General features: G+C 68.5%; 21 protein-coding genes, 2 tRNA genes and 1 pseudogene. 15 read left to right on the forward strand and 9 right to left on the reverse strand.

What is annotated here, in order from left to right:
* Nucleotides 1-63: 63 nt before the first annotated feature.
* The 7 genes and pseudogenes from ACQP06_RS08230 to ACQP06_RS08260 all read left to right on the forward strand — a co-directional run bounded on the left by ACQP06_RS08230 (nt 64) and on the right by ACQP06_RS08260 (nt 6,572).
* The gene (locus ACQP06_RS08230; RefSeq protein WP_379167202.1) at nt 64-534 is read left to right on the forward strand and encodes a ribose-5-phosphate isomerase; all 471 of its coding nucleotides are present in this window, start codon (nt 64-66) and stop codon (nt 532-534) included.
* Nucleotides 535-537: 3 nt separating this feature from the next.
* Entirely contained in the window at nt 538-1,350 is an 813-nt protein-coding gene (locus ACQP06_RS08235; RefSeq protein WP_433671663.1) for an Fpg/Nei family DNA glycosylase, read from the forward strand.
* A gap of 237 nt (nt 1,351-1,587) precedes the next feature.
* The gene (locus ACQP06_RS08240; protein WP_433671665.1) at nt 1,588-3,258 is read left to right on the forward strand and encodes a hypothetical protein; all 1,671 of its coding nucleotides are present in this window, start codon (nt 1,588-1,590) and stop codon (nt 3,256-3,258) included.
* A 258-nt stretch (nt 3,259-3,516) separates the two neighbouring features.
* The gene (locus ACQP06_RS08245; protein ID WP_433671667.1) at nt 3,517-4,350 is read left to right on the forward strand and encodes a DUF389 domain-containing protein; all 834 of its coding nucleotides are present in this window, start codon (nt 3,517-3,519) and stop codon (nt 4,348-4,350) included.
* Nucleotides 4,351-4,597: 247 nt separating this feature from the next.
* Entirely contained in the window at nt 4,598-5,890 is a 1,293-nt protein-coding gene (locus tag ACQP06_RS08250) for a DUF1254 domain-containing protein (protein ID WP_433671669.1), read from the forward strand.
* Between the two features lie 24 nt (nt 5,891-5,914).
* Nucleotides 5,915-5,992: pseudogene (locus ACQP06_RS08255) on the forward strand (zinc finger domain-containing protein); the annotation flags it as partial.
* Between the two features lie 82 nt (nt 5,993-6,074).
* Nucleotides 6,075-6,572: a hypothetical protein gene (locus ACQP06_RS08260; protein WP_433671671.1), complete on the forward strand. Its 498-nt coding sequence runs from the start codon at nt 6,075-6,077 to the stop codon at nt 6,570-6,572.
* Nucleotides 6,573-6,585: 13 nt separating this feature from the next.
* Here ACQP06_RS08260 and ACQP06_RS08265 read toward each other — a convergent pair whose 3' ends face one another.
* Nucleotides 6,586-7,593: a sigma-70 family RNA polymerase sigma factor gene (locus ACQP06_RS08265; RefSeq protein WP_433671672.1), complete on the reverse strand. Its 1,008-nt coding sequence runs from the start codon at nt 7,591-7,593 to the stop codon at nt 6,586-6,588.
* A gap of 145 nt (nt 7,594-7,738) precedes the next feature.
* Between ACQP06_RS08265 and ACQP06_RS08270 the strand changes: the two genes are divergently transcribed.
* Nucleotides 7,739-8,338 (forward strand): dihydrofolate reductase family protein, encoded by a 600-nt coding sequence (locus ACQP06_RS08270; RefSeq protein ID WP_433671674.1) that lies wholly within the window; start codon nt 7,739-7,741, stop codon nt 8,336-8,338.
* A gap of 46 nt (nt 8,339-8,384) precedes the next feature.
* On the opposite strand, the gene ACQP06_RS08275 is transcribed toward ACQP06_RS08270, so the two are convergent.
* From ACQP06_RS08275 to ACQP06_RS08290, 4 genes are all read right to left on the reverse strand, one after another.
* The gene (locus tag ACQP06_RS08275; RefSeq protein ID WP_433671676.1) at nt 8,385-9,668 is read right to left on the reverse strand and encodes a glycosyltransferase family 87 protein; all 1,284 of its coding nucleotides are present in this window, start codon (nt 9,666-9,668) and stop codon (nt 8,385-8,387) included.
* A 62-nt stretch (nt 9,669-9,730) separates the two neighbouring features.
* Nucleotides 9,731-11,053, reverse strand: coding sequence for a phosphatase PAP2 family protein (locus ACQP06_RS08280; RefSeq protein WP_433673269.1), 1,323 nt, complete (start codon nt 11,051-11,053; stop codon nt 9,731-9,733).
* Between the two features lie 219 nt (nt 11,054-11,272).
* A tRNA-Pro gene (locus tag ACQP06_RS08285) sits at nt 11,273-11,349 on the reverse strand.
* A gap of 37 nt (nt 11,350-11,386) precedes the next feature.
* Nucleotides 11,387-11,457 (reverse strand) — tRNA-Gly (locus ACQP06_RS08290).
* A 393-nt stretch (nt 11,458-11,850) separates the two neighbouring features.
* Between ACQP06_RS08290 and ACQP06_RS08295 the strand changes: the two genes are divergently transcribed.
* Both ACQP06_RS08295 and ACQP06_RS08300 read left to right on the forward strand, forming a co-directional pair.
* Nucleotides 11,851-12,864: a diguanylate cyclase domain-containing protein gene (locus tag ACQP06_RS08295; RefSeq protein ID WP_433671678.1), complete on the forward strand. Its 1,014-nt coding sequence runs from the start codon at nt 11,851-11,853 to the stop codon at nt 12,862-12,864.
* A 68-nt stretch (nt 12,865-12,932) separates the two neighbouring features.
* Nucleotides 12,933-13,769: a DUF1542 domain-containing protein gene (locus tag ACQP06_RS08300; RefSeq protein WP_433671679.1), complete on the forward strand. Its 837-nt coding sequence runs from the start codon at nt 12,933-12,935 to the stop codon at nt 13,767-13,769.
* Here the strand turns inward: ACQP06_RS08300 and ACQP06_RS08305 are convergent.
* Nucleotides 13,706-14,647: an alpha/beta fold hydrolase gene (locus ACQP06_RS08305; RefSeq protein ID WP_433671680.1), complete on the reverse strand. Its 942-nt coding sequence runs from the start codon at nt 14,645-14,647 to the stop codon at nt 13,706-13,708. The genes ACQP06_RS08300 and ACQP06_RS08305 overlap by 64 nt on opposite strands.
* Before the next feature lie 114 nt (nt 14,648-14,761).
* Here ACQP06_RS08305 and ACQP06_RS08310 point away from each other — a divergent pair, with 114 nt between their 5' ends.
* Together ACQP06_RS08310 and ACQP06_RS08315 are read left to right on the forward strand one after the other, a co-directional pair.
* Nucleotides 14,762-15,355, forward strand: coding sequence for a TetR/AcrR family transcriptional regulator (locus ACQP06_RS08310; RefSeq protein ID WP_433671682.1), 594 nt, complete (start codon nt 14,762-14,764; stop codon nt 15,353-15,355).
* Nucleotides 15,356-15,466: 111 nt separating this feature from the next.
* Nucleotides 15,467-16,162 (forward strand): GAF domain-containing protein, encoded by a 696-nt coding sequence (locus ACQP06_RS08315; protein WP_433671684.1) that lies wholly within the window; start codon nt 15,467-15,469, stop codon nt 16,160-16,162.
* 32 nt (nt 16,163-16,194) lie between these two features.
* Here the strand turns inward: ACQP06_RS08315 and ACQP06_RS08320 are convergent, their stop codons facing one another.
* Nucleotides 16,195-16,899, reverse strand: a complete 705-nt coding sequence (locus ACQP06_RS08320) for a hypothetical protein (protein ID WP_433671686.1) — start codon at nt 16,897-16,899, stop codon at nt 16,195-16,197.
* A 213-nt stretch (nt 16,900-17,112) separates the two neighbouring features.
* On the opposite strand from ACQP06_RS08320, the gene ACQP06_RS08325 reads away from it, so the two are divergent.
* A complete protein-coding gene (locus tag ACQP06_RS08325) occupies nt 17,113-17,586 on the forward strand; it encodes an NUDIX domain-containing protein (RefSeq protein ID WP_433671688.1) in 474 nt (157 codons plus the stop codon).
* A 41-nt stretch (nt 17,587-17,627) separates the two neighbouring features.
* On the opposite strand, the gene ACQP06_RS08330 is transcribed toward ACQP06_RS08325, so the two are convergent.
* Complete coding sequence (locus tag ACQP06_RS08330) at nt 17,628-20,207, reverse strand: polynucleotide kinase-phosphatase (RefSeq protein WP_433671690.1); 2,580 nt, start codon at nt 20,205-20,207, stop codon at nt 17,628-17,630.
* On the reverse strand, nt 20,207-21,736 hold the full coding sequence (locus ACQP06_RS08335; protein WP_433671692.1) for a 3' terminal RNA ribose 2'-O-methyltransferase Hen1: 1,530 nt from the start codon (nt 21,734-21,736) through the stop codon (nt 20,207-20,209). Before ACQP06_RS08335 ends, ACQP06_RS08330 begins: the two co-directional genes overlap by 1 nt.
* A 187-nt stretch (nt 21,737-21,923) precedes the next feature.
* On the opposite strand from ACQP06_RS08335, the gene ACQP06_RS08340 reads away from it, so the two are divergent.
* Together ACQP06_RS08340 and ACQP06_RS08345 are read left to right on the forward strand one after the other, a co-directional pair.
* A complete protein-coding gene (locus ACQP06_RS08340) occupies nt 21,924-23,138 on the forward strand; it encodes a DUF7373 family lipoprotein (protein WP_433671693.1) in 1,215 nt (404 codons plus the stop codon).
* Nucleotides 23,139-23,264: 126 nt separating this feature from the next.
* A complete protein-coding gene (locus ACQP06_RS08345) occupies nt 23,265-23,840 on the forward strand; it encodes an FKBP-type peptidyl-prolyl cis-trans isomerase (RefSeq protein ID WP_379270731.1) in 576 nt (191 codons plus the stop codon).
* The last annotated feature ends 148 nt before the right edge of the window (nt 23,841-23,988 follow it).

A 23,988-nucleotide genomic window follows, 5' to 3' on the forward strand; every position in this document is an offset into this window, starting at 1 on the left:
CGTATTCCGGTGGTGACAGCCCCCTGCGCGGGCGGTCGCGCGCGGGCTGACAGAATCGCAGCCATGCGCGTATACCTGGGTGCCGACCATGCCGGCTTCGAACTGAAGAACCACGTCAAGGCTCACCTGGAGGGCCAGGGTCACGACGTCGTCGACTGCGGCGCGCTGGAATACGATGCCCTCGACGACTATCCGGCCTTCTGCATCGAGGCGGCCCGCCGCGTCGTCGCCGAGCCCGGCTCGCTGGGCTTCGTCTTCGGTGGCTCCGGCAACGGCGAGCAGATCGCCGCCAACAAGGTGCCCGGCGCGCGTTGCGCCCTCGGCTGGAGCGTGGAGACCGCGCAGCTCGCCCGCCAGCACAACAACGCCCAGCTGCTCGGCATCGGCGGCCGCATGCACTCCACCGAGGAAGCCCTCGCCATCGTCGACGCCTTCATGACCACCCAGTGGTCGGACGAGCCGCGCCACCAGCGCCGCATCGACATCCTCGCCGAGTACGAGAAGACCGGCGTCGCTCCCGCGCTGCCGAACTGACCTGTGCCGGAAGGCCATACGCTGCACCGCCTGGCGAAGCTGCACGACAAGCGCTTCGCCGGCGGTCGGGTCCGAGTCTCGAGCCCCCAGGGCCGCTTCGCCGCCGGCGCGGCCCTCATCGACGGCCGCGTCCTGACCCGCGCCGAAGCGTGGGGCAAACACCTGCTCCACCACTACGATTCGGGCGTCACGCTGCATATCCACCTGGGTCTGTACGGCAAGTTCACCGAATCCGCAGTCCCCATCGACGCCCCCGTCGGCGAGGTCCGCATGCGCCTGATCGGCGCGGGTCGTACCGGTGAAGCACACGGCACCGACCTGCGCGGACCGGCAGCCTGCGAAATCCTCCACGACCCGGAGGTGGCCGCCCTCACCGCCCGCCTCGGCCCCGACCCGCTGCGTCGCGATGCCGACCCCGACCGGGCCTTCGCGCGAATCCAGCGCTCCCAGCGCCCCATCGGCGCACTCCTCATGGACCAGAAGGTCCTGGCCGGAGTGGGCAACGTATATCGTGCCGAAGTCCTCTTCCGCCAGGGCATTTCACCGCATCTCGCCGGAAAGTCGTTGTCCCGCACCGAATGGGATGCCATGTGGACCGACCTGACCGAGTTGATGCCCATCGGCGTCCGCCGCGGAAAGATGCATGTGGTCCGGCCCGAACACGATCACGGCGCCCCTTCTTACGCGGCCGACCGCCCTCGAACCTATGTCTACCGTCGTGTGGGCGAGCCCTGCCGTGTGTGCGGAACTCCCGTTCTGCACGCGGTGATGGAAGCCCGAAACCTCTTCTGGTGCCCGACCTGTCAGCCTGCCTGAGCCGTCATTCAGACGTCGGCCAGACTTGCCTCGAGTACTCGAACAGCGATGGCAACACGCTGGCTACTAATTTCCCGGCCCGCTGAACAGGCGTGTTACCTTCGCTGGGCTTTGGAGCCTTCTGTTCGTTCTGCCCGGTTGTGATCGCTGCCCTCGACGGGCGAGCGGCAGCGGCTTCTGGCTTTCCAGCTGTGAGTTCGCGTTCTTTCGGCCGCGAGGGACAGGAGTGATGCACGGGTGAGTACGCCTCGATATCTGCGCACGGGAACCGCTGCCGCCGCATTGGCTTTGGCCATGGTACTGGTGGGCTCGGCCTGCAGTAGCAACTCTTCGGACAGCGGCTCGTCGGGTACCTCGTCGCCGACGGCCGCCGCCGGGAAGGGCCCGGCGCGCAATCCCTATCTGGCCGCGGACAAGTACGCGGTCACCCATCTGGACTCGGGCCAGTCCGACAGCTTCGGTGATCCGGTGCCGCGCGGCACCTTCCACATCGATCCGGCGCAGATGCCGCGCGTCGCGGTGGGTCCGGTCAGCATCATCACCCTGGCCGGCACCGACCCGAAGTATCGGTGGATCTCCTCGTCCGCGGGCGTGCGTTATGTGGATGTCTCCGGCGGCGGTTTCAAGGAAGTCGCGGGAATGGACGCCCCCGGCATCGCGTCGATCCCCGCACCGGCGCTGGACGCGGTGCTGAATCAGAACTTCACCGACGTCGCCCAGATCCAGAACGCGGTGGATCAGGACTGGGGCGGGATCAACTGGACGCGTATCGCCAACGGCGTCTACAGCCTGGTGGACAAGGACAATCGCGTCTACTACACCACAAACGACTCCCAGCTGTACGTCTTCGGGCTCGAGAACAACGACAAGCCCGAAGACGGCGTCAAGGTCATCAAACACCTCGACCTGAAGCCGTTCCTGGGTGCCGGCACGACCGCCACGGGCCTGCCGGAGAACGTGGTCGGGGTGAACCTGACCTACGACGGGCATCTGCTCGTGGGCTCCACGCGTGAGTTGCTGGCCTTCGACCGCACCAACCTCGACGCCGCCCCGCAGCGGGTGCGTTTCGGTGACGACGAGACCGTGTCGAACTCGATGTCGGTCGACGAGCACAACGGTATCTATATCGCCTCGAACAAGGTCATGCGCAAGATCGTGTGGACCGGCTCGAACCTCTCGACCGACGAAGCCGACGGCGCTTGGTCCTCACCCTATGACACCGGTCGTCGCCCCCCGGCGGTGAAGTTCGGCACCGGCACCGGGTCCACCCCCACCCTGATGGGATTCGACGGCGAGTCCGACGAGCTGGTCGTGATCACCGACGGCGCGGACCAGATGCATCTGGTCGCGTTCTGGCGCAACAAGATTCCCGAAGGTTTTCAGCAGAAGCCCGGCACCAAGTCCAATCGCATCGCCGATCAGGTCCAGGTGACCGCGGGGCTGCCCGACCCGCTCCCGGAATTCGTGCAATCCGAACAGTCGGTCGTGGTCAGCGGGAACGGTGCGTTCGTGGTCCAGAATATCGGTAGTGGCGGCCAACCCGACCGGCTCATCGACGTACTCGCCAACGGCCCGGTCGATACCCCGCCCCACGGCATGCAACGCTTCGAATGGGACCCCGCCGGACACCGCTGGAACTCGGTGTGGGCACGCGGCGATGTCGCCTCGACCTCCATGGTCCCGGCCGTCTCCACCGCCACCGGGATCGTGTTCGTCAACGGCTACAGCAAAGCCGACGGCTGGGAGGTCACCGGCCTGGACTGGAAGACAGGAGAGACCGTGCACCGCACCATCTTCGGCCAAGCCAACCTCGGCAACGGCGCTTACGCCGTCATCGAAGCACTCCGCAACGGCGACCTGCTGTTCAACAGCATCGGCGGACCCTTCCGCGCCAAGATCGTCAAGTAGCCCCACGCAACGACCCCGACGGCCTGCCCCGATCCCACCGGGGCAGGCCGCGACGCATCCGGTCCCGCTGCCGTTATGGTTGCTGATGATGAACTGGGCTGCTGCCACCGCTTGAACTCAGCCCACCGCCGGGCTGAAGGAGGCCGTGCTGTGCTGCATCTACGCGTCGTTTCTCCGAGTGAGCGGAGCGGCGAAGTAGTACAAATCCTGGTCGCGGAACCCGGTGCCACCAATGTGACCCTTGCATGCGGTGGGTCCGTGGATCCGCCCGGCGATGTGATCGAAGCCGATCTGGCGCGGGCCTCCGTCAATGCCGCGATCTCCGCGCTGAGTGCTCTGGATCTTGTTCGGACGGGCAGTATTTCGTTCGCGTCGTCGGGAACCATGCTCTCCAGTGCGGGGGAACGCGCCGACGCCGCGGCGCCGACACCTGCCGATAGAGTGGTGGTATGGGCGCAGTTGCTCGGGCAGGCGCGCGAAGGGGCCCGCTTCACGCCCACCTTTCTCGCGTTTCTGACGATCGCGATTCTGCTGTCGGCGGTAGGGGTGACGACGGCATCGCCACTGACCTTGGTCGGCGCGATGGTGGTCGGGCCCGAATTCCGGCCGCTGGCAGCGCTTTCGGTGGGGTTGGTGCGCCGCGATCCGCGGCTGGTGCGGGCTTCGGTGCGCACCCTGGCCATTTCGTTTACGGCCGCGATGGCGATCACCGTGCTGGCCACGCTGGTGTGGGTCCGCCTCGGCTGGATCGGGGTCGGCAATGTCGAGAGCGCCCATGCCTTCGACTTCATCTACCAAGTTGGGCCGTTCTCACTGGTGGTCGCCCTGCTGGCAGGGGTAGCGGGGATGCTGGCCGTGGTCACCTCCAGCTCCGCCGTGCTGGTGGGTGTGTTCATTTCGGTGACGACGGTGCCGGCCGCCGGATTGGCGGCTGTCGCGGCTTTCGCGGGCAAATGGCATGCGGCACTGAGCTCGCTCGTTCAGCTCGGCGTCAACCTGATCGGGATCGTGGTGGCCGGTGTGGCTGTGTTGTTGTTACTACAGCTCGCCGACCGCCACGACGAGGAGTCGGCGGCCAACACCCCCCACTGATAGTTGCCATAAGTTAGCTCTTGGGTGTCACCATTGCCTCATGAGCCGCCATGTCAATCTTCCCCGCTCGCTACGACGGCTACCGGGTTATGTTCGGGTACCCGTGCTGTTCTTGGGGGTCTCTGCCCTATTGCTCGGATGTGCGACCGGTACGAAGGAGAATGCCTCGCCGCAAGGTTCCGACACTCGTGCCGCGGATGCACAGTCCGAGGAACAGTGGGCCTATTCGGTCGGCATTCAGAACTACGTGTTCGGACTCCCGCTGACGATCACCGAGCGGGAGCGCAAGCTGCGGCTGGATCCGGTCGCGTTGGAGAAGGCCAAGGCGTACGCGCCGGCCGCTCCGCTCAACCAGATCGGCCACATGAAGACCCTGGCCACGGCAGACGATGTCATGCCGTACACGCCGAACAATGACACCGTGTACAGCGGCGTGGGGATGGAGCTTCGCGATGAGCCGATGATCCTGACCGCCCCTGACATCACGGACCGATACTGGTCGGTCGAGGTCGCCGACGCCTACACCAACAATGTGTTCTACCTCGGCACCCGGGCGACCGGCGGCAAGGGCGGTGACCACGCATTCGTGGGACCGAACTGGCACGGCGAACTGCCGCCCGGAGTGATCGAGCATCGGCTACCGAACAACAGCGCGATGGTGGCGATCCGCATCGGCGTGCTGCCCGACAACGCCGCCGATCTCGCCGAAGTCAATGCGCTGCAAGAGAAGTTCACCACCACCGCGTTGTCCAACTGGAACGACCCGGCCAAGCACGGCCAGGTCACCGTGCCGGATCTGAGCCCGCGCCCGAACTACCAAGGCGATCTGGCGTTCTTCCAGACGGTCGCTGATCTGGCGGCCGAGAACCCACCGGCACCGGGGAACGACGCGGCCATCGAACTACTACGCCGGGGTGGGGTCACCCTCGGCAAGCCCATGGACATCAATACACTCAGCGAACCGATGCGAAAAGGCTTGGCGCGCGCGGCAGTCGACGGTCCGAATGTCATGTCGTGGAAGGTGAAGTACCGCGGCACCCCGTACCCCACGCGCTGGAACAACCTCGAGCCGGGAACCTACGGGGTCAACTATTTCGACCGTGCCGCCGGGGCACTGGAGGGATTGTTCGTTCACGACCGTGACGAGGCCGAGTACTTCAGTACCTACGAGGACGGAGACGCGACTCTACTCGACGGATCACAGCAGTATGTGCTGCACTTCAACGCCGACCAGCTCCCACCCACACTGCCCAACGGATTCTGGTCGATCACCATGTACGGCTCCGACTTTCAGCTGGTGAAGAATCCGATCAACCGGTTCTCCATCGGTGACCGAACCCCGGGCCTGACCAAGAACCCCGACGGCTCACTGGATATCCACATCCAGAACCAGCAACCGGCGGACCACGCGAGCAACTGGTTGCCCTCGCCGCCCAGCGGACTGTTCCGACTGAACTACCGCATCTACCTACCCGCCGGCGACGCCAAGGATCCCGCAACCCTCGGCAAGTACCTTCCTCCCGTCAAGAAGACCAGCTGAGAGCGCCGCTGCGAACCCTGCCGTCTCTGCGGCGCCACCGTCGTCCGCACGGTGATGGACGGCCGAAACCTCTTCTGGTGCCCCGCCTGCCAGGCCGACTGAGCGTTGCGTCTCGACTCTCGTCGCGCGAAACGCCACGTACCGAGTGCCTTTCGGCTCCGGCCAGTGAATTAGGTTGGGCGGCATGCTCAGAACGAGACGGCAGCTGCTGGGGCTGGTGGTCGGCGCGACCTTGGTGGCCGCGGTGTCGGCATGCGCGAACCCGCCGGAGGCACCCGCGCCCGCCGAAGCGCTCCGGCACGATCTCGAGCCGCTGACATCTCGGTGGCCCGCCATCGCGCAACCCGTGTCCGCGACCTGGGCGGCGGGCGTTCAGGGTATGGAGATCACGCCCTCCCGCATCGATGTCCCCGGTCCGTCGGACTACTGGCTCCAGGCCATCATTACGCTCGACCCCGCGGTGGCCGAAGCGCTGCGCACGCGGACCGTCGGCAATGAACCCGCTCCCGTGGCCTCGGATTCGGGTCCCAGGCTCCGCGCGGAGCTGGTGCCGTCGCTGCCCGGCGGCGAATTCCGGACGAGTCGTGAGCTTGATGCGGAGTTTGCCACTCCCGAGTTCAAACCCCGTGCTTACCTGCAAGTTTCGGGCAATGTGCTGGTGCTTGTCGCCTACACGTCGTGATCGGCGACGGTGCTCATGCGCCGGGGAGGGATTGCGGTAGGCCGAATGTGGGGAGGACGGTGTTCTCGAATCGGGTCATGGCGCTGATGCGGTCGCCGGTGAGGGTGAGGACGAAGAGGCCGGATCCGTGGGTGCCGAGGGAGGGGTGTCGGTAGACGGCGAAGGCGGGTTGACCGTTGGCTCGTGTCGGGAGCAGTTCGAATCGGTGTGCCGAGTCGAAGACGAGGGTGAGGAAGCGAGCCACCAGGTCTCGGCCTCGGTATTCCAGCGGGATCGGTGGCATCGACATGAAGACGTCGTCGGTCAGGAGTGCGACCAAGGCTTCGATGTCGGCGGATTCGTAGGCGGTGACGAACTTCGCCACGATCGCGTCCTCGGCGGGTGAGTCGGCGGGCGGCCGCGGGGCGGTGGTCACCGGCAGCCGGTCCTGCATTCCGGCGCGTGCGCGTTTGAGGGCGCTCTTGACCGATTCGACGGTGGTGTCGAGCATGTCGGCTACCTCGGTGGCGTGGAAGCCGAGGACGTCGCGCAGGATGAGGGCGGCGAGCTGGCGGGGCGGCAGGATCTGCAGGGCGGTCACGAAGGCCAGGGAGATGGATTCGGTTTGCTCGTAGCGGGCTTCCGGGCCGAGCGGGACACTGATCGCACCGTCCAGCAGAGCGTCGGGATAGGGCTCGAGCCAGTGGATTTCGCCGAGTCCGGTGGGTTCCGGCAGGTCGATTCCGGGGACATCCCACTGCCGCGCGGGGCGTCGGCGAGCGGAGCGCAGCGCGTCGAGGCACCGGTTGGTGGCGATGCGGTACAGCCAGGTGCGCAGCGAGGCGCGGCCGTCGAACCGTTCGAGACCTCGCCACGCGGCGAGCATCGTGTCCTGCAGCGCGTCCTCGGCGTCCTGGAACGATCCGAGCATCCGGTAGCAGTGCACCTGTAGCTCGCGACGATGCGGCTCGGTCAGCGCCCGGAACGCCTCGCCGTCCCCGCCCCGCGCCCTCGACAGCAGGTCCGTTCGCACCGACTCCACTCCCGCCACCTCATTCCCTGTGTGCAGTCCCATCCCGTATGGACGTCGGCGGCGGCGCGAAAGGGTCGGTCGCGGAGCGCCCCCTTCGACAATGCCGCACCGTCCACACCTGTGACAGCCGACAACAACGTCCAAGGAGCAGGAAATGGGAAAGATCGTCATCAGCTCGAACATCACCCTCGATGGAGTGGTCCAGGACCCGGACGGCGCGGAGGGCTTCGAACTCGGCGGCTGGTTCCACCGGTTCGTCGAAACCGAGGACCTCCGAGACTGGGCCGCCCGCGAGACGGAGGAGCTGCGGAGCGTCGATGCGCTCCTGCTGGGCAGGCGGACCAGCGAGTGGTTCGAGTCCCGGATACAACCGGGCGGCGGGGCGGCCGACCGCGTGAGCCCCGAGTGGGCGGACAGAATGCACAGCATCCCCAAGTACGTGGTGTCGTCGACCCTCGAACCGCCCCGATGGACCAACACCACGATCCTCAACGGCGACGCGGCAAAGGAGATTTCGGAGCTCGAGCGCACCGTCGCCGGTGACATCCTGGTCTACGGCAGCTACCAGCTCGTCCGCACCCTGATGGAACAGAACCTGGCCGATGAACTGCGCCTGGTAGTTTTCCCGGTCGTCCTGGGCAGCGGCCTGCGGCTCTTCGACGAGATCAGCGACAAGAAGCCGCTACACCTGACCAACACTCGAAAGATGGGTGCCGGCCTGGTGTTCCACACCTACGAATTCGTTCGCGACTGACGCCCGAGCCGGATCGCCTCGGCCTGCGCCGCGTCCAGGCCCGATCCTAGGAAACGGCCGGGGTGCGGCGCTTGAGGAGCCGGGCCAGGGCCAGGGTGAGGAGGGCAGCGGTGGCGAGGATGTAGATGTCGCCGGGGAGGTGTTGCCACCAGTGCCAGTGGAGCTCTTGGTGTCTGCCGTTGGGGACGATGCCGGGGCCGATCAGGAAGAAGAGGGCGACCGTCGCTATGAGGGCGTAGGTGGCGGGGGCCGGGCGGGTGGTGGCCCAGGCGATGGCGGCTACCAGGGCCGGGGCTGCCCAGACCCAGTGGTGGGTCCAGGACACCGGGGAGACGAGGAGGAGGACGGCCGCGTTCACCAGGAGGGTGGCGACGGTGAGGACCGTCATGGGGGCGGGGGCGGGGACGCCTGCTTCGGCGGCGTCCTTGCGCTCGAGGCGGGTCAGGTGGTGCATCAGGTACGCGCCCGCTGCCGCTACCACGAGGGCGAGGCCCAGCCAGACGACAGTGGCGGTGGAGGAGGAGAAGCCGAAGAGGCGGAAGGACATGCCTTTGATGGACTGGTTGCCCACGTAGTCGGGGGAGCCGATGCGGTTGGTGTCGATGACGGCGTGGAACCAGTAGTCGCGGGATTCGTCGGGGAGGAGGACGAACCCGGCGGCGACGACGCCGAGGGCGGTGGCCGCCGCGGTGGCGGCGGCCTTCCAGTCGCGGCGGATGAGGAAGTAGAGGATGAAGGCGGCGGGGGTGAGTTTGGTGACGGCGGCGATGCCGACCAGGACGCCTCGGGGCCAGCGGGGCTTCTCGGTGAGACAGTCGAGGGCTACCGCGGCCATCAGGACCAGATTGATCTGGCCGAACCACAGGGTGGTTCGGACCGGTTCGACGGCCAGCATGAGAACCACGGCGGACACCGTGAGGGTCAGTTTGAGGCGGGATTCCAGGTCGGGGCGGACACGGGACACGACCAGCCACAGGGTGACGCCGAGGCAGGCCAGGGAGCTGGCGGTCACCAGGAGTTCGGCCAGCCAGAGCGGGACGATCGCCAGCGGGATCATCAGGACCGCGGCCGACGGCGGGTAGGTGAACGGCAGGTCGGTGTGGCCGGCGACAGGAAGGGTCGGGCCGTAGAGGGTGCCGTGCTCGAGCCAGCCGCGGGTGTCGATGCGATACACCTGCAGGTCGAGGAAGCCGTGCATGGCGGAGAAGATCGCCGTGATCGCCAGCGTCAGCAGAATCCCGATCACGATCGGAATGCGAGGCAGGCCCGCGCGGCCGTCAGACTTGAGAGTGCGCAGCAAGCTCTGTTGCCCCGCCCGCGTTGTGATCATCAGGGAGAGGGTAACCCTTTCAAGGTTCGGGCAAAGATGTCCGGATTGCGTTGGGGGAGTGGTTAATCGACGGCAAATCCGTCGAGGGGTGTTCGGCCTCCCCAGTGCGCCAACCGGCTGCCCGGACGCGCGAACCAGGTCGCGTAGAAGAGGAACGATACGGCCGCCAGCGAGCCCAGCACCATCGCCGCCGCGACGACCGGGTACGCGGCCATGGTGTTGGCCAGGAACCGATAGGCCAGCAACAATCCGGTGAGTACCGCCGCGCCGAGCGACACCATGCGGACACGCGGATGCTCCCACCCGCGTTGGGGATCGCGCAGCGCCGACTCCACGGTCATGCACAGCACCGCGCCCGCGACCAGATCGCTGCCGTAGTGGTATCCGAATCCGAGCGTCGCCAGCAGCGTGCACACCAGCCAGAACGTGCCCGCCCAGCGCAGCCATCGCGGCCCGCGGCGGGAGTGGATGAACAGCGCGGTCGCCCACGCGGTGTGCATGGACGGCATGCAGTTGCGGGCCGTCTCGGAGTCGAACAGCATCGGCTGCGGATCGGTGGTGAACGCCGGCCACACCTGCGGCCAGTCCCCGATCTCCAGCCCGTGCCCGAGTGGCCCGTACGCGAACACCGGGCCGACCACCGGGAACAGCACGTACCCGAGCGGCCCGATCACGCCCAGCAGCAAGAACGTTCGCACCAGGTGGTGCCGCGGCCACGAACTCGTCGACACGTGACGCAACTGCCACACGGCCACGACCACCGCCGCCACCGGCAATTGGATATAGACGACATGCAGTACATGCGAGGGGATCGGACCGAGCGTGTCCAGCAGCCGCCCGACCACCCACGCCGGTTCCCCCAGCGCCCGATCCGCGAGCTGCACATACTGATCGAGCACCCGCGGCCCGGCGACGATGCTCACCATCAGCCAGGTGTCGGCGAGTTTGGACGCCATGACGAGCAACACGCCGAACGCGATGGCCTGCAAGGCGGTCCGGCGACGCTCACCCTCCCATCGGAGCACAACCATCGTCAGCGCGGTGAGCGCGACAGTCGGCCCGGTCCCGATCGACACATGCCAGCCGCAGGCCATCTGCAGCCCCAAAGTCAGCAGGTCCAGCACTCCCGCGGCAACCAGCGCGATCATGCGCGTGCGCGCGGGCACCCCGATGCAGGCGAGCCCGAGTCCGGCCCACGACACCGCCGCCGACTGCGGATTGGCGAAGTAGTCGTCGATCAGGCTGCGCAGCGGTCCCATCACGCCGTGGGCGGAGGCCCACGCCTGCGCGATGGCCAGCAAAAGCACCGCGACACCCAGCCCGGCGGCCGGGACGAGTCGAGAACGGGTCTCGCGGCCGGACAGCACCGAGCCGGAAACGTTCATCTTGTCGTCGACCAGCACCGTAAATCGATAACACAGTGCAAACGGAGGCACAACATCCGGTTACCGGAATCCGGCTTCCGGGTGACTCGACACACCCGGGCGATGAGAGACATAGGACACAGCCGCGACGGCGGACGGCGCGACGCGCCACGATCGCCGTGCGAGTGGAGTGAATTGTCCGCTTCTACCAGTGAAATCGGGGTGGAGCGGCTCGAAAAATGGTCGGGGTGACAGGATTTGAACCTGCGACCCTCCGCTCCCAAAGCGGATGCGCTACCAAGCTGCGCTACACCCCGTTGCGCGTCGGACCGACGCTCCCGCAGAACGGGAAAGAGCGGGTGACGGGAATCGAACCCGCACCATCAGCTTGGAAGGCTGAGGTTCTACCATTGAACTACACCCGCAGTCACCGCATCCGTGGATGCCGTGTGCGTCAGCACTGTACCGAACCTCACTCCCGGAATGCCAATCAGGTCGCGTCTCCGCACGTCGCGGCCGGTCGGGACCGGCCTCCGGCGCGTCGCGGAAAACATGCCGAAATCGGGTGTAACACCGGAGCTCGGCCAGCGATGAGACATCCGATCGCCATTCGCGAGACAGTGGGAACCTGTTCTGAATCAGGGGTTTTCGATGTCGGGTGGCTTGCTAGGATCCTTTTTGTCCGGACGGGGGTATCTGGAAAGGGGGCGGTGAGCATGCACCACTGGTGTGGCCGACCGCGTAGTAGTGAGTTCGATCCGAAGGGCGTGACCGGCGCGCACGCCGGTCCTGGCATCACGTACGCAGGGTGAGCGCGCATGCCCATCCGTCTCGATACCCGAACCTCCGCCATCGTGGCGGCGACCATCCGGGAATGGGTGCGGTCGGTGCACCCCGGCGCGAGCAGCGCCGCGCTGGGCCAGGCGCCCAGCGTTCCCTCCGCTGACCTCGAGCGCATCTTCGGCGGCGTCATCGGCGAACTGCTGGAATTGGCGGGCTCCGAACCGTTTCCGGTGCGCTCGGCCCGCCGGATCGGCCGCAGCCTGGCCGACGCTCCGTTCGAGCGCACCCGCATGCTCGCCCCCGCCAGCCGAGCGCTGCTCGGACTCGCACCGGGCGTGCGCGGATCGCTGATCGCCACCCGCTGGTCGTTCATCGCCAGCCAGGCCATCGACGCCTACGCCGAGGCGCTGCAGCAGCGCGCCCTGGTCCAGCAGGAGCGCAGCCTGTCCGAGGCGGTGTCGGTGCGGGTGCAGGAGATCGCGGCCCTGCAGACCCGGCTGCGGCACGAGGCCACCCACGACGCGCTCACCGATCTGGCCAACCGCTCGCTGCTGCAGGAGCGGGTGCGGGTGATGGCCGCCGATCCGGCGCGCGGCGTCGGGCTGCTGCTCATCGACCTGGACGATTTCAAGGCGATCAACGACAACTACGGCCACACCGTCGGTGACGAGGTGCTGGTCAGCATCGCGCAGCGGCTGCGGGCGGCCTGTCCGCCGGAGACCGTGATCTCCCGCTACGGCGGCGACGAGTTCGTGGTGGCGCTGCCCGCGCGCCGCAATTCGCTCAGTGAGCTGGCCATGCGGGTGCTGGCGGCGCTGTGTGAGCCGGTGCCCACGGCCGCCGGATTCGTGCCCGCGTCGGCGAGTGTCGGGACCGCTTTCTGCCCGCCCGGTCGCGAGTGCGATTTCTCGGACCTGCTGCGTAGTGCGGATCGGGCCATGTACTCGGCGAAAACCGCTGGCAAACGACAGTTCGCGGTGTCGGAGCCGGACGAAGAGGAGGTTGATCCAGCCGGTCATACGACCCGTTTCGCGGCGGTAGCCGGATAGGCCGAGGATTCAGCGAGCCCGGAGCGAGTAGCAACTGGCTGGCGAATTTCGCCGCGTAGGCTGGTCGCGTGTCTACCGTCGCCGTTCTCCTGCTGATCATCGTCGTCGTGCTGCTGGCCGTGGTCGCGGTCAATCGCGGGCAACGCTCGCGGGCCGGGACCGAACTGGCCGACGCCAAGGCGGACGCGCGCCGGGTGATCGAGCGTCTCGGCGGCCAAGTCTACAACCTCACCGGCGGTGACGACGCCTCCAAGCAGGCGCTCGCCGACGCGGGGGAGCGGTTCAACGCCGCGGGCGCGCAGATCGAGCAGGCCGGGACCGCCGCACAGGCGCGGCTCGCGAAAGAGACGGCGCTCGAAGGGCTTTACTACGTGCGCGCGGCCCGCACCGCCATGGGAATGGATCCGGGCCCGGCCGTGCCCGAACTGGACGGGCAGCGCACCGCGGGTCGGGTGACCGAGGATCGGGCCATCGAATTCGAGGGGCGCCGGGTCGAGGCCTCGCCCACGCCGTCGCCGGCCACGCCGAACTACTACCCGGGTGGCCGGGTCGCGGGCCGGCCGGTACCTGCCGGTTGGTACTCCGAACCGTGGTGGAAGACCGCCCTGGTCGCCGGGGCCTGGGGCGTCGGGTCCGCACTGCTGTTCAATTCCCTGTTCAGCGGCATGTCCGGCGTCGGTTATGACGCGTCCGCCTTCGAAAGCGGTTACGGCGACGGCTATCAGGACGGCCTCGACGCCGCCGACGGCGGATATGCCGACGGCGGCTCGGACCAGGGCTCCTACGACCAGGGTGGCTACGACCAGGGCGGCTACGACCCCGGCACCCAGGACTTCGGTGGTCAGGACTTCGGCGGCGGCACCGATTTCGGCGATTTCGGCGGATTCGACGGCGGCGACTTCTGATCGTTCAGGAAGACCCGGATCGCCCGGATCAGCTGTTCGGGCTGATCCTCGGGTGAGAAGGTGCCCGAATCGTGGATCCACTCGATGCGCGCGTCCGGGAAGTCGACGGCCAATCGCTCGGCGTACCGCTCCGGGAAGAAGCGGTCACCCGCCGACCAGGCCAGCAGCACCGGGTTCTTGAAGTCCGCGAAAGTCCGTGCGGCGGACAGGGTGTACTGGCGATCGAGACCGGTGATCGCGCGCCGGACGTCCGCGCGGATGCCCTTCGCGCCGACCGGTAGCGCGTAGGAGTCGCTGGCCGCGCGGTCGATGGGGCGGCGGGCCAGCCAGCCGTAGGCGATGGGCAGGCGGCGGACGGGGCGCAGCCGCATGGTCGCGGCCAGCGAGGTGAGCGCGCCCGGGGTGCGGGCCGCCAGGCCCAGGTAGTCGAAGAACGACGGCGGGAAGTTCTCGTACGCGTCGCAGGAGGTCAGTACCAGCCGGGCGACGAGATCGGGGCGGGCGGCGAGCACCAGCTGGCTGACCGCGCCGCCGGAGTCGTTGCCCACCAGGGTGACCGGGCCCAGATCGAGCTCCTCGATGGCCGCGATGACCAGTTCGGCCAGGCCGGGTGGGGTCAGGTCCGCGTCGGGCATGGCCGTGGTGTGCGATCCGAACGGGAGGTCGATTGCCACGCAGCGGTATTCGCCGGAGAAGGCGGGGACGATCTTGCGCCACAGGTTGGCGTTGACCAGCAGTCCGTGCACGAAAACGATGGGATCGCCACTGCCGCTGTCGAAGACGGGCAGCGTGCCCTGCGGGAGCGCGAGTTCGCGGCGGGCGCCCAGTGCCGGATCGCGCCAGGCCGCGGGGGATTGGGGGGAGATGGTGTTCGTCATCTGTAGAACTCCCTCTGGAGTGGAGATGGTGAAGACCTTCTCAAACTAACAAACAGGCTGCCTGTTTTCAATGGTTCGGCGTTACGATCCACCTACCCGCTCAGAAAGGCGTCGATGATCAGGCAAGCCGAACGATCCGAGTCGACCCGCGCGAATCTGATGGCCGCAGCGCGCGAACTGTTCGCCGAACGCGGGTACGCCGCGGTCAGCACGCCCGAGATCGTGGAGCGGGCGGGCAGCTCCCGCGGCGCGCTGTACCACCAGTTCAAGGACAAGAAGGACCTGTTCCGCGCGGTCTACGAGCAGGAACAGCAGGCGATCCTGCAGCAGGTCGCCGAGACCATGGCCGAGGCCCCGCCCACCGACGCCATGGCCGTGCTGGAGGCGGGCCTGCACAACTTCCTGCTCTCCTGCGTCGACCCCGAACGCGTCCGCATCACCCTCATCGACGCCCCCGCGGTGCTCGGCTGGCAGGAGTGGCGTGAGGTCGACGAGAAGTACGGCCTCGGCCTGATCGTCGCGGGCCTGCAATCCGGAATCCAGACCGGGCAGCTGCGCGCCGATCTCGACATCCGGCCGCTGTCGCTGATGATCCTGTCCGCCCTCGGCGAGGCCGCCATGTTCATCGCCAACTCCGACGACCCCGAATCCGCCCGCGCCCGAACCGAACCCGCGGTGCTGGCACTGGTCGACGGCCTGCGGGTCTAGTCGGCGCACCCGTCGGCCCGGTTGCCGCCGTGGTCGCGGCGGAGGTTCTCCGCCGCGACACCCGGTCCGAGAGATACATATCCCGCCATTGCTCGTAGGTAGCCTTTGCGCATGTCCGAAGAGCGGTGGGGTGTCGTCCCGGATGAGGTGCGTGAGCTGAACGCCTCCCGGGAACGGCTACACGCGCTCGTCGAGGCCGTGTATACCGTGGTCTCCGCCGTCGACGTGGAACTCGTGCTGCACCAGCTGGTTACGGCGGCGGCCCGGCTGGTCGACGCCGAATACGGTGCGCTGGGTTTGCTGGAAGCCGATGACGGGAGCGGTGAGCAGCGGCCGGCGCGCTTCATCGCGGTCGGCATGGACGAGGAGACGATTCGCCGCATCGGGCACTGGCCGCGGGGGCGGGGGCTGCTCGGCCTCGTGCTGTCCGGGGACCACCCCGTGCGGCTGGCCAATCTCACCAAGCACCCGGCCTTCGAGGGCTGGCCCGCCGGGCATCCGGGCATGCGCAGCTTCCTCGGGGTGCCGGTGCGTTATCGCGATACCGTCCTCGGGAACCTGTATTTCACCAATAAGCGCGGCGGGCCGTTCAGCGACGAGGACGAGCGGATCATCGAGGCGCTCGCCGTGACCGCCGCCGTGAAGATCACCAATGTCCGGATGCACGACCAGGTGCGGCGCGATGCCGTACAGCGGCAGCGGGATTCGGCCACCATCTTCTCGCTCCGGTCCGCCGCCGGAGCGCCGCCGAACTCGGCGGCACCCTCGAACTCGGGCCGGGATTCGACGGGCGCGGAACCGCGCTGATGTGGCGGGGTCCGATTCCGCGGGCCTGAGGATCAGTTGGCGGGCTGCGCCGGGGCGGCCGGAATCGGCGTGGTCGTGGTCTTGTCGGCCCACTTGGTGGTGCCGTCGGCCGCCTGCATGGTGGTGAGCAGGTCGATGCCATTCGCGATGAGGGTGGGTCCGCCCACGGCGATCGAGCCGATGATGCCGCCGACGGTCGCGCCGGTCATGAAGCCCGGCAGGCAGCCCAGCGCCAGCGTGGCCACACAGCCGATGGTCGCGCCGATGGCGGTGCCGACGAAGGTGCCGATGGTGGTGGCCAGGCCGAACTGGCTGCTGAAGTTGTTCATGGCCCGGTCGTTCTCCAGTTGCGAGGCAACGGGTTTCACGGCCAGCGGCTGCGACAGCGACACTCCGTCGGGCTTCGCGGGGGTGAGGGACAGGACGGTGCCGTCCTTCTGCACCTCCGGCTGGACGGGGATGTCGGTCTGCCCCAGATGGAATGCCAGCGGCAGCGACAGCAGCACCTTGCCGTCGCCGTCCTTCACGTTCACGACGTCCGGGCCCTGGGTCAGCTCGAAGGTGCCGCCCTTGAGGGTGGTGACCACCGCGCCGTTCACCAGCTTGGTCGAATAGGCGAGGCCGGGGGCGTCGGCGGGCTGGGCGTTCGCCGGGACGGTTGCCGGCGGTAGGACTGCCGGGGTGACAAAAGCTCCGATCACCAGGGTGGTAGCCGCGGCGGCGCTGCGGAACTGCATGCGGTATCCAATCCGTCAACAGGTGTGGGGCGATACGAACCCAGGAGCTTAATGGAATTCGATGGTGCCGAACAGGTTTCGGGCGCAAGAGGCCACGCTGGGAATTATTCGTCCGTTATCGGGAAATGATCCCTAACGTCCGGGTTGCCGCAGTGTGGCTCACCATAGTGCCCGAAGTGTGCCCCGCGCCGCCGATTCGGCAAACTCCTCTCCATGAGCCTCAGATACAGCGCCGGCGTCCTGCTCTTCCGCCGCACCACCGGCCTCGAAGTGCTGCTCGGGCACATGGGCGGCCCGCTGTGGGCGAAGAAGGACGCCTCCGCCTGGTCCATCCCCAAGGGCGAATACGAGCCCGACGAGGAATCCGCGCGCGCGGCCGCCGGGCGCGAATTCGACGAAGAACTCGGATTACCGGTGCCCGACGGCGAGTGGATCGGCCTCGGCGACGTCGAATACGGGAGTGGCCGGGGCAGGAAACAACTCACGGTCTGGGCCGTGGAAGCCGATCTCGACCCGGCGCGAGTCGTGCCCGGGACCTTCGAAATGGAATGGCCCCCGCGCTCCGGGCGCATGGCGGAATTCCCGGAGATCGACCGCGTCGACTGGTTCGACCTCGACACCGCGCACGAGAAGCTCGGCAAGGGGCAGCGGCCCTACCTGGACCTTCTCCGCGACCAGCTGGGCTGAGCACGTCGCGTGGCACGCGGATGCGTGCCACGCGACGCCACTCACAGTCGCGGGTCCACCGGTTCGGTCTCGAGCGCGAGGATCGCGAACACCGCCTCGTGGACCCGCCACAGCGGCTCCCGGGCGACGAAGCGGTCCAGGGCCTCCAGCCCCAGCGCGTACTCGCGCAGGGCCATGGACCGTTTGCCGCCGAGCCCGCGCTGCCGCAGCCGGTCCAGCTGATCCGGGCGCAGGTACTCCGGGCCGTAGATGATCCGGAGGTATTCCGGCCCACGGCATTTCACGCCCGGCTGCACCGGCCTGCCACTGCGGGTGCCGGCGCCGGACACCAGCGAGCCCAGCGGCTTGACCACCATGCCCTCGCCGCCGGCCGCGGTCATCTCGGTCCACCAGGCGGTGGCGGCGGCCTCGGCCTCCGGGGCGGACAGGTCCACCACGCGGCGGGCCGTCGCGGTGAAGAGCTCCGGGTCGGCCGTGATCAGGCGGTCGATGCGCTCCAGGTGCCAGGTGTGGTCGCGCCCGGCGTAATTCGCGCCCGAGGCGGCCAGCAGCTGGAACGGGGCCAGGCGCACGCCCTCCAGGCCGTCGGTGGGCCAGCAGTAGCGGCCGTAGGCGGCGGTGAAGGCGTCGGCGTCCTCGAGGCGCGCGGTGGTGCGCGCGGCGAGATCGCCTACCTCCACTCCTCTTTCGGCCGCGGCCGCCAGGACGGCCGAGGCGTCGGCGAGCGAGGCGCGAGCCGCCGCGCCGACCGCCGCGTACTGGGAGCGCAACAGCCCCAGCGCCTTCGCCGACCACGGCAGCAGCTCGGTGTCCAGCAGCAGCCAGTCGGTGCCCAATTCCTCGAACAGCCCGGCGGTTTCGGCCGCCGCGCGCACCCGGGCGAGCAGGGTCTCCGTCCGCTCCGGATCGTCGAAGAAGGGACGACCGGTGCGGGTGTACACCGCGCCCGTGCTGCCGTCCTCCACGCCGAACCGGTCGCGGGCCGCCTCGGCCGACCGCGAAACCGCCACCACCGCACGCGAACCCATGTGCTTCTCCTCGCACACCACGGTGTCCACGCCCTCGGAGCGGTAGTACTCGAAGGCCTGGGCCGGGTGCTCGAGATAGCCGTCCAGGGTGGAGGTGGCGCACGGGGACATGGTCGGCGGCAGGTACACCAGCCAGCGCGGATCCACGGCGAAGCGGCTCATCACCTCGAGCGCGGCGCTCGCGGCGTCCTCCCGCACGGTGACCCGGCCCAGGTGGCGGGTCTCCACCACCCGGCGGCCCAGCACGTCGTCGAGGTCCAGGACGCCCGGATCCCGCCGCACCACGGCCTCACCCGTGGCGAAGGTGGCGGCCTGCAGCGGGCGCACCGGTTCGAACCAGACCTGTTCGGCGGCAACCGATACCGGCTCCCGCTCCGGGTAGCGCAGGGCGGTCAGGCGGCCGCCGAACACCGCGCCGGTGTCCAGGCACAGGGTGTTGTTCACCCACACCAGTTCGGTCATCGGCGTGTGGCCGTAGAGCACCAGCGCCTTGCCGCGGTAGTCGTTGGCCCACGGGTAGCGCACCGGCAGCCCGTATTCGTCGGTCTCGCCGGTGGATTCGCCGTACATGGCGAACTCGCGCACCCGGCCCGAGGTGCGGCCCTGGTACTCCTCCTTCAGGCCGGCGTGCGCGACCACCAGGTCGCCGCCGTCGAGCACATAGTGGCTGACCAGACCGCGCATGAACTCCTGCGCGGCCTTGCGGAATTCGGCGTCCTCGGCCTCCAGCTGCGCCAGCGACTCGGCCAGGCCGTGCTTCACCGTGACGCGGCGGCCGTCGAGGGCGCGCACCAGTTTGAACTCGTGGTTGCCGGTGACGCACAGCGCGTTCCCGGACGCCACCATGCCCATCACCAGGCGCAGCACGCCCGGGGTGTCGGGCCCGCGGTCGACCAGGTCGCCGACGAACACCGCGGTGCGGCCGTCGGGGTGGCGGGCGTCCACCGGGCGATCCGCGTCGTCGCGGATCAGGACGTAGCCGAGCTCGCCCAGCAGCGTCTCCAGTTCGCTCCGGCAGCCGTGCACGTCACCGATCACGTCGAACGGGCCGGTGAGATCGGTCCTGTCGTTCCACAGCCGTTCGTCGCGGATGGTCGCCGCCTCGACCTCGTCCACGCCGCGCAGCACGTGCACGGTGCGGAAACCCTCGCGCTCCAGGAACTTCAGCGAGCGCTTCAGGTCGCGCTGATGGCGGCCGACCACGTGCGGGCCCAGATCCGCGCGGTCCACCCGCTGGGCATTGCGCTGCACGCAGACGTTCTCGGGGACGTCCAGCACGATCGCCACCGGCAGCACGTCGTGGGCGCGCGCCAGCTCCACCAGCGACTGCCGCGGCTTGGGCTGCACATTGGTGGCGTCGATGACCGTGCGCAGGCCGCGCCGCAGCCGTACGCCCGCCACGTGGTGCAGCAACTCGAACGCGGCCGCGGTGGCCGACTGATCGGCCTCGTCATCGCTGACCAGGCCGCGATAGGCGTCCGAGGACAGCACCGCCGTCGACCGGAAATGCTTGTGCGCGAACGTGGACTTGCCCGAACCGCTGCTGCCGATCAAGACGACCAGCGACAGCGCCGGGACGGACAGTTCTGCCATTACGCGGCTCCCTTCTCGTCGCCGTCGTGGTTCTCGGTGAACCCGTTGTTCCTGGTGAACACAGCCATCTGTGTCGAGGCCCCCACTTCCACATCCACGGGCCCCACCGGCTCGAAGCGCACGGCATACCCGTACGCCGCACCGACCCGGAGTGCCCAGTCCGCGAATTCTGCCCTGGTCCACTCGAATCGGTGATCCGAATGCCGGAACGCACCCGCGGCCAGACCGTCGTAGCGGACGTTGAACTCGCTGTTCGGCGTGGTCACGACCACCGCGCCCGGGGCCGCCGCCCCGAACACGGCCTGCTCCAGCGCTTTCAACCGGGTGGCGTCGACGTGCTCGATCACCTCCATGAGCACCGCCGCGTCGTACCCCTTCAGCGAGGCGTCGGTGTAGGTCAGCGCGCCCTGCCGGACCGTGACCCGCCGCGCCTGCCACTCCGGCAGTCGGCGGACCCGTCGCGCGGCGATCTTCAACTCGCGCATCGAGACATCGATGCCGACGATCTCGCCGAACGCCCGGTCCGTCGCCAGCTCCAGCAGCAGCGCGCCCTGACCGCATCCGAGATCGAGCACCCGGCTCGCCCCGGTCGCCAGCACGGCCCGATGCACGGCGGCGCGTCGCAGCACCGCCAGTGACGGGGCGTGCTCCTCGGTTTCGGCCGACTCGGCCGCATCGCCGTCGCTTCCGGCAGCGGCATCGCCCGTCGCTTCGGCAGCGGTATCCGCCGCGTCGTCGGCATCCACCTCGATCGCGTCGAGCTCTTCCGGGGCCGCGTCGTCCAGCTCGGCCAAGCGGGCCAGCGCCGTACGGACCAGGGTGTGGCGGCGCGTCAGATACCGGCGGGTGATCCACTCGCGTTCCGGGTGACCGGTGAGCCAGCCCTCGCCGAAGCGCAGGAGCTTGTCGATCTCGGCGGCGTCCAGCCAGTAGTGCTTGCTGCCGTCGAGGACGGGGAGCAGGACGTACAGATGGGCCAGCGCGTCGGCCAGGCGCAGCGTGCCGGTGAGTTCGATACGGACGTAGTGGGAGTCGCCCCACTCGGGAAAAGCGGGATCCAACGGCAGGGGGGTGGCCACGACCGTCCAGCCGAGCGGTGCGAAGACACGCTCGGCGTACTCGGGCCCGCCCTTGCACGGGACCGCCGGCAGTTCGATGCGCAGGTCCAGGGGCGTCTCGGCCAGCTCCGGACGCTGGGCGCAGCGGCCGTGCAGCGCGGAGCCGAACACGGTCGAGATCGCCACGGACAGCAGTGACGACGCCGCGTACGGCCGGTCGTTCACGTACTGGCCGAGGCTGAAGTCCGGTGTGCCCTTGGACTTTCCACGCACCAGCCGCACCGGGTCGATCTCCAGCAGCAGCGCCACGGTGCAACGGTCGTCGCGCGCCTCCGGGTAGAGGACGTGCGCGACACCGTAGGACTGCTCGAAAGTCTGTCTGCGCGAAGGATTCTTGTGCAGCAGATACCCCAGATCGGTGGCGGGCCATTCGGCTCCCACGGGGCGCGTACAAGAGATCGTCACCAGCATCCTGAGATGCTCCCGTAGGCCACGGGCGGTCGCAAACAATTTTCCGTCTACGGAAGCCGTTGCGGCGGGCGCGAATTGTCACGGACCGGTCGCGATGTCCCGATAACCGGTTGCCGCGGGTAATCGGTGCGCCCACACTCGGAAATCAAGCGGCTACGGGGGTGGCGGTATGCGCCGAAGTGATCCGATGAACCGGCGGGGGAATGCCGGACGACTTCCACTGGTGTCCGTCGCGGTGCTGGTCAGCGCCTGCGCCATCGCGGGCGCACCGCGCGCGGCCACACCGGAACTGCGCTCCCTGGATCTGGGCGGCTACAGTGGCCGGCCACTCGCGGCCCCCGGGGACACCGGCGAAACCTATACGCGGCTGCTGGAATCGGTCCGCATGGCCGACGCCGTCGTCTCGCCGCGCGACGTCGACCCCGCCCTGTCCCGGCTCTCGGCCATCCCGGTGCCGACGCCGACGGACGCGGTCGGCATCCTCGCCGAGGCGACCCGGCCGACCCTCACCGCGCACGGCATGCTGGCCGGATTCAGCATCGGCGGCACCGACGACCCGAGTGGCACCCCGACGGAGGGCGCGGCCACCGGACTGCGGATCACGGTGCTGCGCATGCGTGACCCCATGGCGGCCATCGACACCGCCCGCGAGATCGACGCCGCCGACGCCGCGGTCAATCGCGACAATGTCAGGGTCCCGTTCGCCGAATACTTTGCGACACAAGGGCATTGGCGTCCACAGGTCCCTACCATGGCCGTCACGCTCGCCCACGGCCCCTACGTCGTGAGCCTCTTCATCGTCGATCGGACCACCGACCGCGCCGCCATGAAGACCCTCGCCGCTCGCGCTTTCGACGCGGAACTCCCACGGCTGGAGGCTTTCACGGCCACCGCGCCCGAGGCGCTCCCGGCACTGACCCTCGACCCGGACGGCATGCTGTCGCGCCTGCTGCCCGCCCAGCCCGGACACTGGCCGTATCCCACGCTGTTCCAGGACGAATACGGCCTCATCGCGGGCTGGGGCGGGCCGCGGCGCGCCACCGGAGTCGTCTACGGTCCGGTCGTCGCCGGGCTGCTGATCGACCGTCCTGGTGAGGACAGCCTCGCGGTTCAGGCCGCGGCCGTCACGGATTCCACACGGCTGCTGCGTTTTTCCGACGCCGTCAGCGCACGGCACGCGCTGCGGCGGCTCTCGGAGCCGACCGCCACCCGAACCGTCGTACCCGCGCCCGACGGCGTCCCGGAAGCCGTCTGCCTGCGCGATGCCGATGCCGCGGCGCACAACGAATACACCTGCCTTGTACTGGACGGTCGCTATCTGGCCTCGGTATCCGGCCCCACCGAATCGGCCGTCCACCAGATGGCCGCCGCCCAGTACGCCATCCTCGTCAGCGCCCGCTGACCACACCCGGCGCGCCGCCGAAACCCTTGCGGGCGCGCCCCGACCGGCTCGACCGCCCGAAGCCGTGTAGGTTCGGCGCGGCGTCGCAATCTGTGCGGCAACCGGACTCGACGGACAGGAGCGGGAATGCGCTTGGTGGGCAAGGTCGGTGTGATCGGTGCGGTCGCGGCCGCCACGATGCTGGCGGCCGGTTGCGGTGGCAGCAGCGACAACAAGGCGTCGTCGACCACGACGACGACCGCCGCCGCTTCGACCAGCGCGGCCGCCACCACGGCCGCGAGCAAGGGCCGCGAGTGCACCGCCGAGGACATCAAGGTGGACGGCGGCTTCGGCACCGCGCCGACCATCACGCTGCCCGCCGACTGCGATCCGCCCAAGGAGCTCATCACCAAGGACCTGGTCGTGGGCAGTGGCCCCGAGGCCAAGGCCGGGGACAAGCTGAGCACCAACTACACGCTGATCACCTGGTCCAACCAGAAGAAGCTGGACAGCTCCTTCGACCGCGGCAAGCCGCTGCCCCTCACGCTGGGCGCGGGCCAGGTCATCAAGGGCTGGGACCAGGGCCTGGTCGGCATCCAGGAGGGCAGCCGCCGGCTGCTCATCATCCCGCCCGCCCTCGGCTACGGCGACCGCCCGCCGAGCGGCATGAAGCCGGGCGAGACGCTGGTCTTCGTGACCGACGCCGTCAAGGTCGGTAGCTGAGATAAACCGCCAGTACCAGGGCGACCGGTCCACCGACCGGCCGCCCCGGTGCCTTGTGCGGCATTCGGGCGCCCCCTGCGCGACGACCGGTTACACGGCCCCCCGGGCCGTCAACTAACCTGGTCGGGATGCGTTCGGGGGGAACCTA

Source organism: Nocardia sp. CA-136227 (assembly GCF_050955695.1).
GTDB lineage: Bacteria > Actinomycetota > Actinomycetes > Mycobacteriales > Mycobacteriaceae > Nocardia.

Coding starts and splice junctions, on each gene's coding strand:
- ACQP06_RS08330 (WP_433671690.1), bottom strand. CDS start 20,207: ATGGCAGAACTGTCCGTCCCGGCGCTGTCGCTGGTCGTCTTGATCGGC.
- ACQP06_RS08280 (WP_433673269.1), bottom strand. CDS start 11,053: ATGAACGTTTCCGGCTCGGTGCTGTCCGGCCGCGAGACCCGTTCTCGA.
- ACQP06_RS08325 (WP_433671688.1), top strand. CDS start 17,113: ATGAGCCTCAGATACAGCGCCGGCGTCCTGCTCTTCCGCCGCACCACC.
- ACQP06_RS08315 (WP_433671684.1), top strand. CDS start 15,467: ATGTCCGAAGAGCGGTGGGGTGTCGTCCCGGATGAGGTGCGTGAGCTG.
- ACQP06_RS08345 (WP_379270731.1), top strand. CDS start 23,265: ATGCGCTTGGTGGGCAAGGTCGGTGTGATCGGTGCGGTCGCGGCCGCC.
- ACQP06_RS08295 (WP_433671678.1), top strand. CDS start 11,851: ATGCCCATCCGTCTCGATACCCGAACCTCCGCCATCGTGGCGGCGACC.
- ACQP06_RS08335 (WP_433671692.1), bottom strand. CDS start 21,736: ATGCTGGTGACGATCTCTTGTACGCGCCCCGTGGGAGCCGAATGGCCC.
- ACQP06_RS08340 (WP_433671693.1), top strand. CDS start 21,924: ATGAACCGGCGGGGGAATGCCGGACGACTTCCACTGGTGTCCGTCGCG.
- ACQP06_RS08270 (WP_433671674.1), top strand. CDS start 7,739: ATGGGAAAGATCGTCATCAGCTCGAACATCACCCTCGATGGAGTGGTC.
- ACQP06_RS08310 (WP_433671682.1), top strand. CDS start 14,762: ATGATCAGGCAAGCCGAACGATCCGAGTCGACCCGCGCGAATCTGATG.
- ACQP06_RS08305 (WP_433671680.1), bottom strand. CDS start 14,647: ATGACGAACACCATCTCCCCCCAATCCCCCGCGGCCTGGCGCGATCCG.
- ACQP06_RS08275 (WP_433671676.1), bottom strand. CDS start 9,668: ATGATCACAACGCGGGCGGGGCAACAGAGCTTGCTGCGCACTCTCAAG.
- ACQP06_RS08230 (WP_379167202.1), top strand. CDS start 64: ATGCGCGTATACCTGGGTGCCGACCATGCCGGCTTCGAACTGAAGAAC.
- ACQP06_RS08260 (WP_433671671.1), top strand. CDS start 6,075: ATGCTCAGAACGAGACGGCAGCTGCTGGGGCTGGTGGTCGGCGCGACC.
- ACQP06_RS08320 (WP_433671686.1), bottom strand. CDS start 16,899: ATGCAGTTCCGCAGCGCCGCCGCGGCTACCACCCTGGTGATCGGAGCT.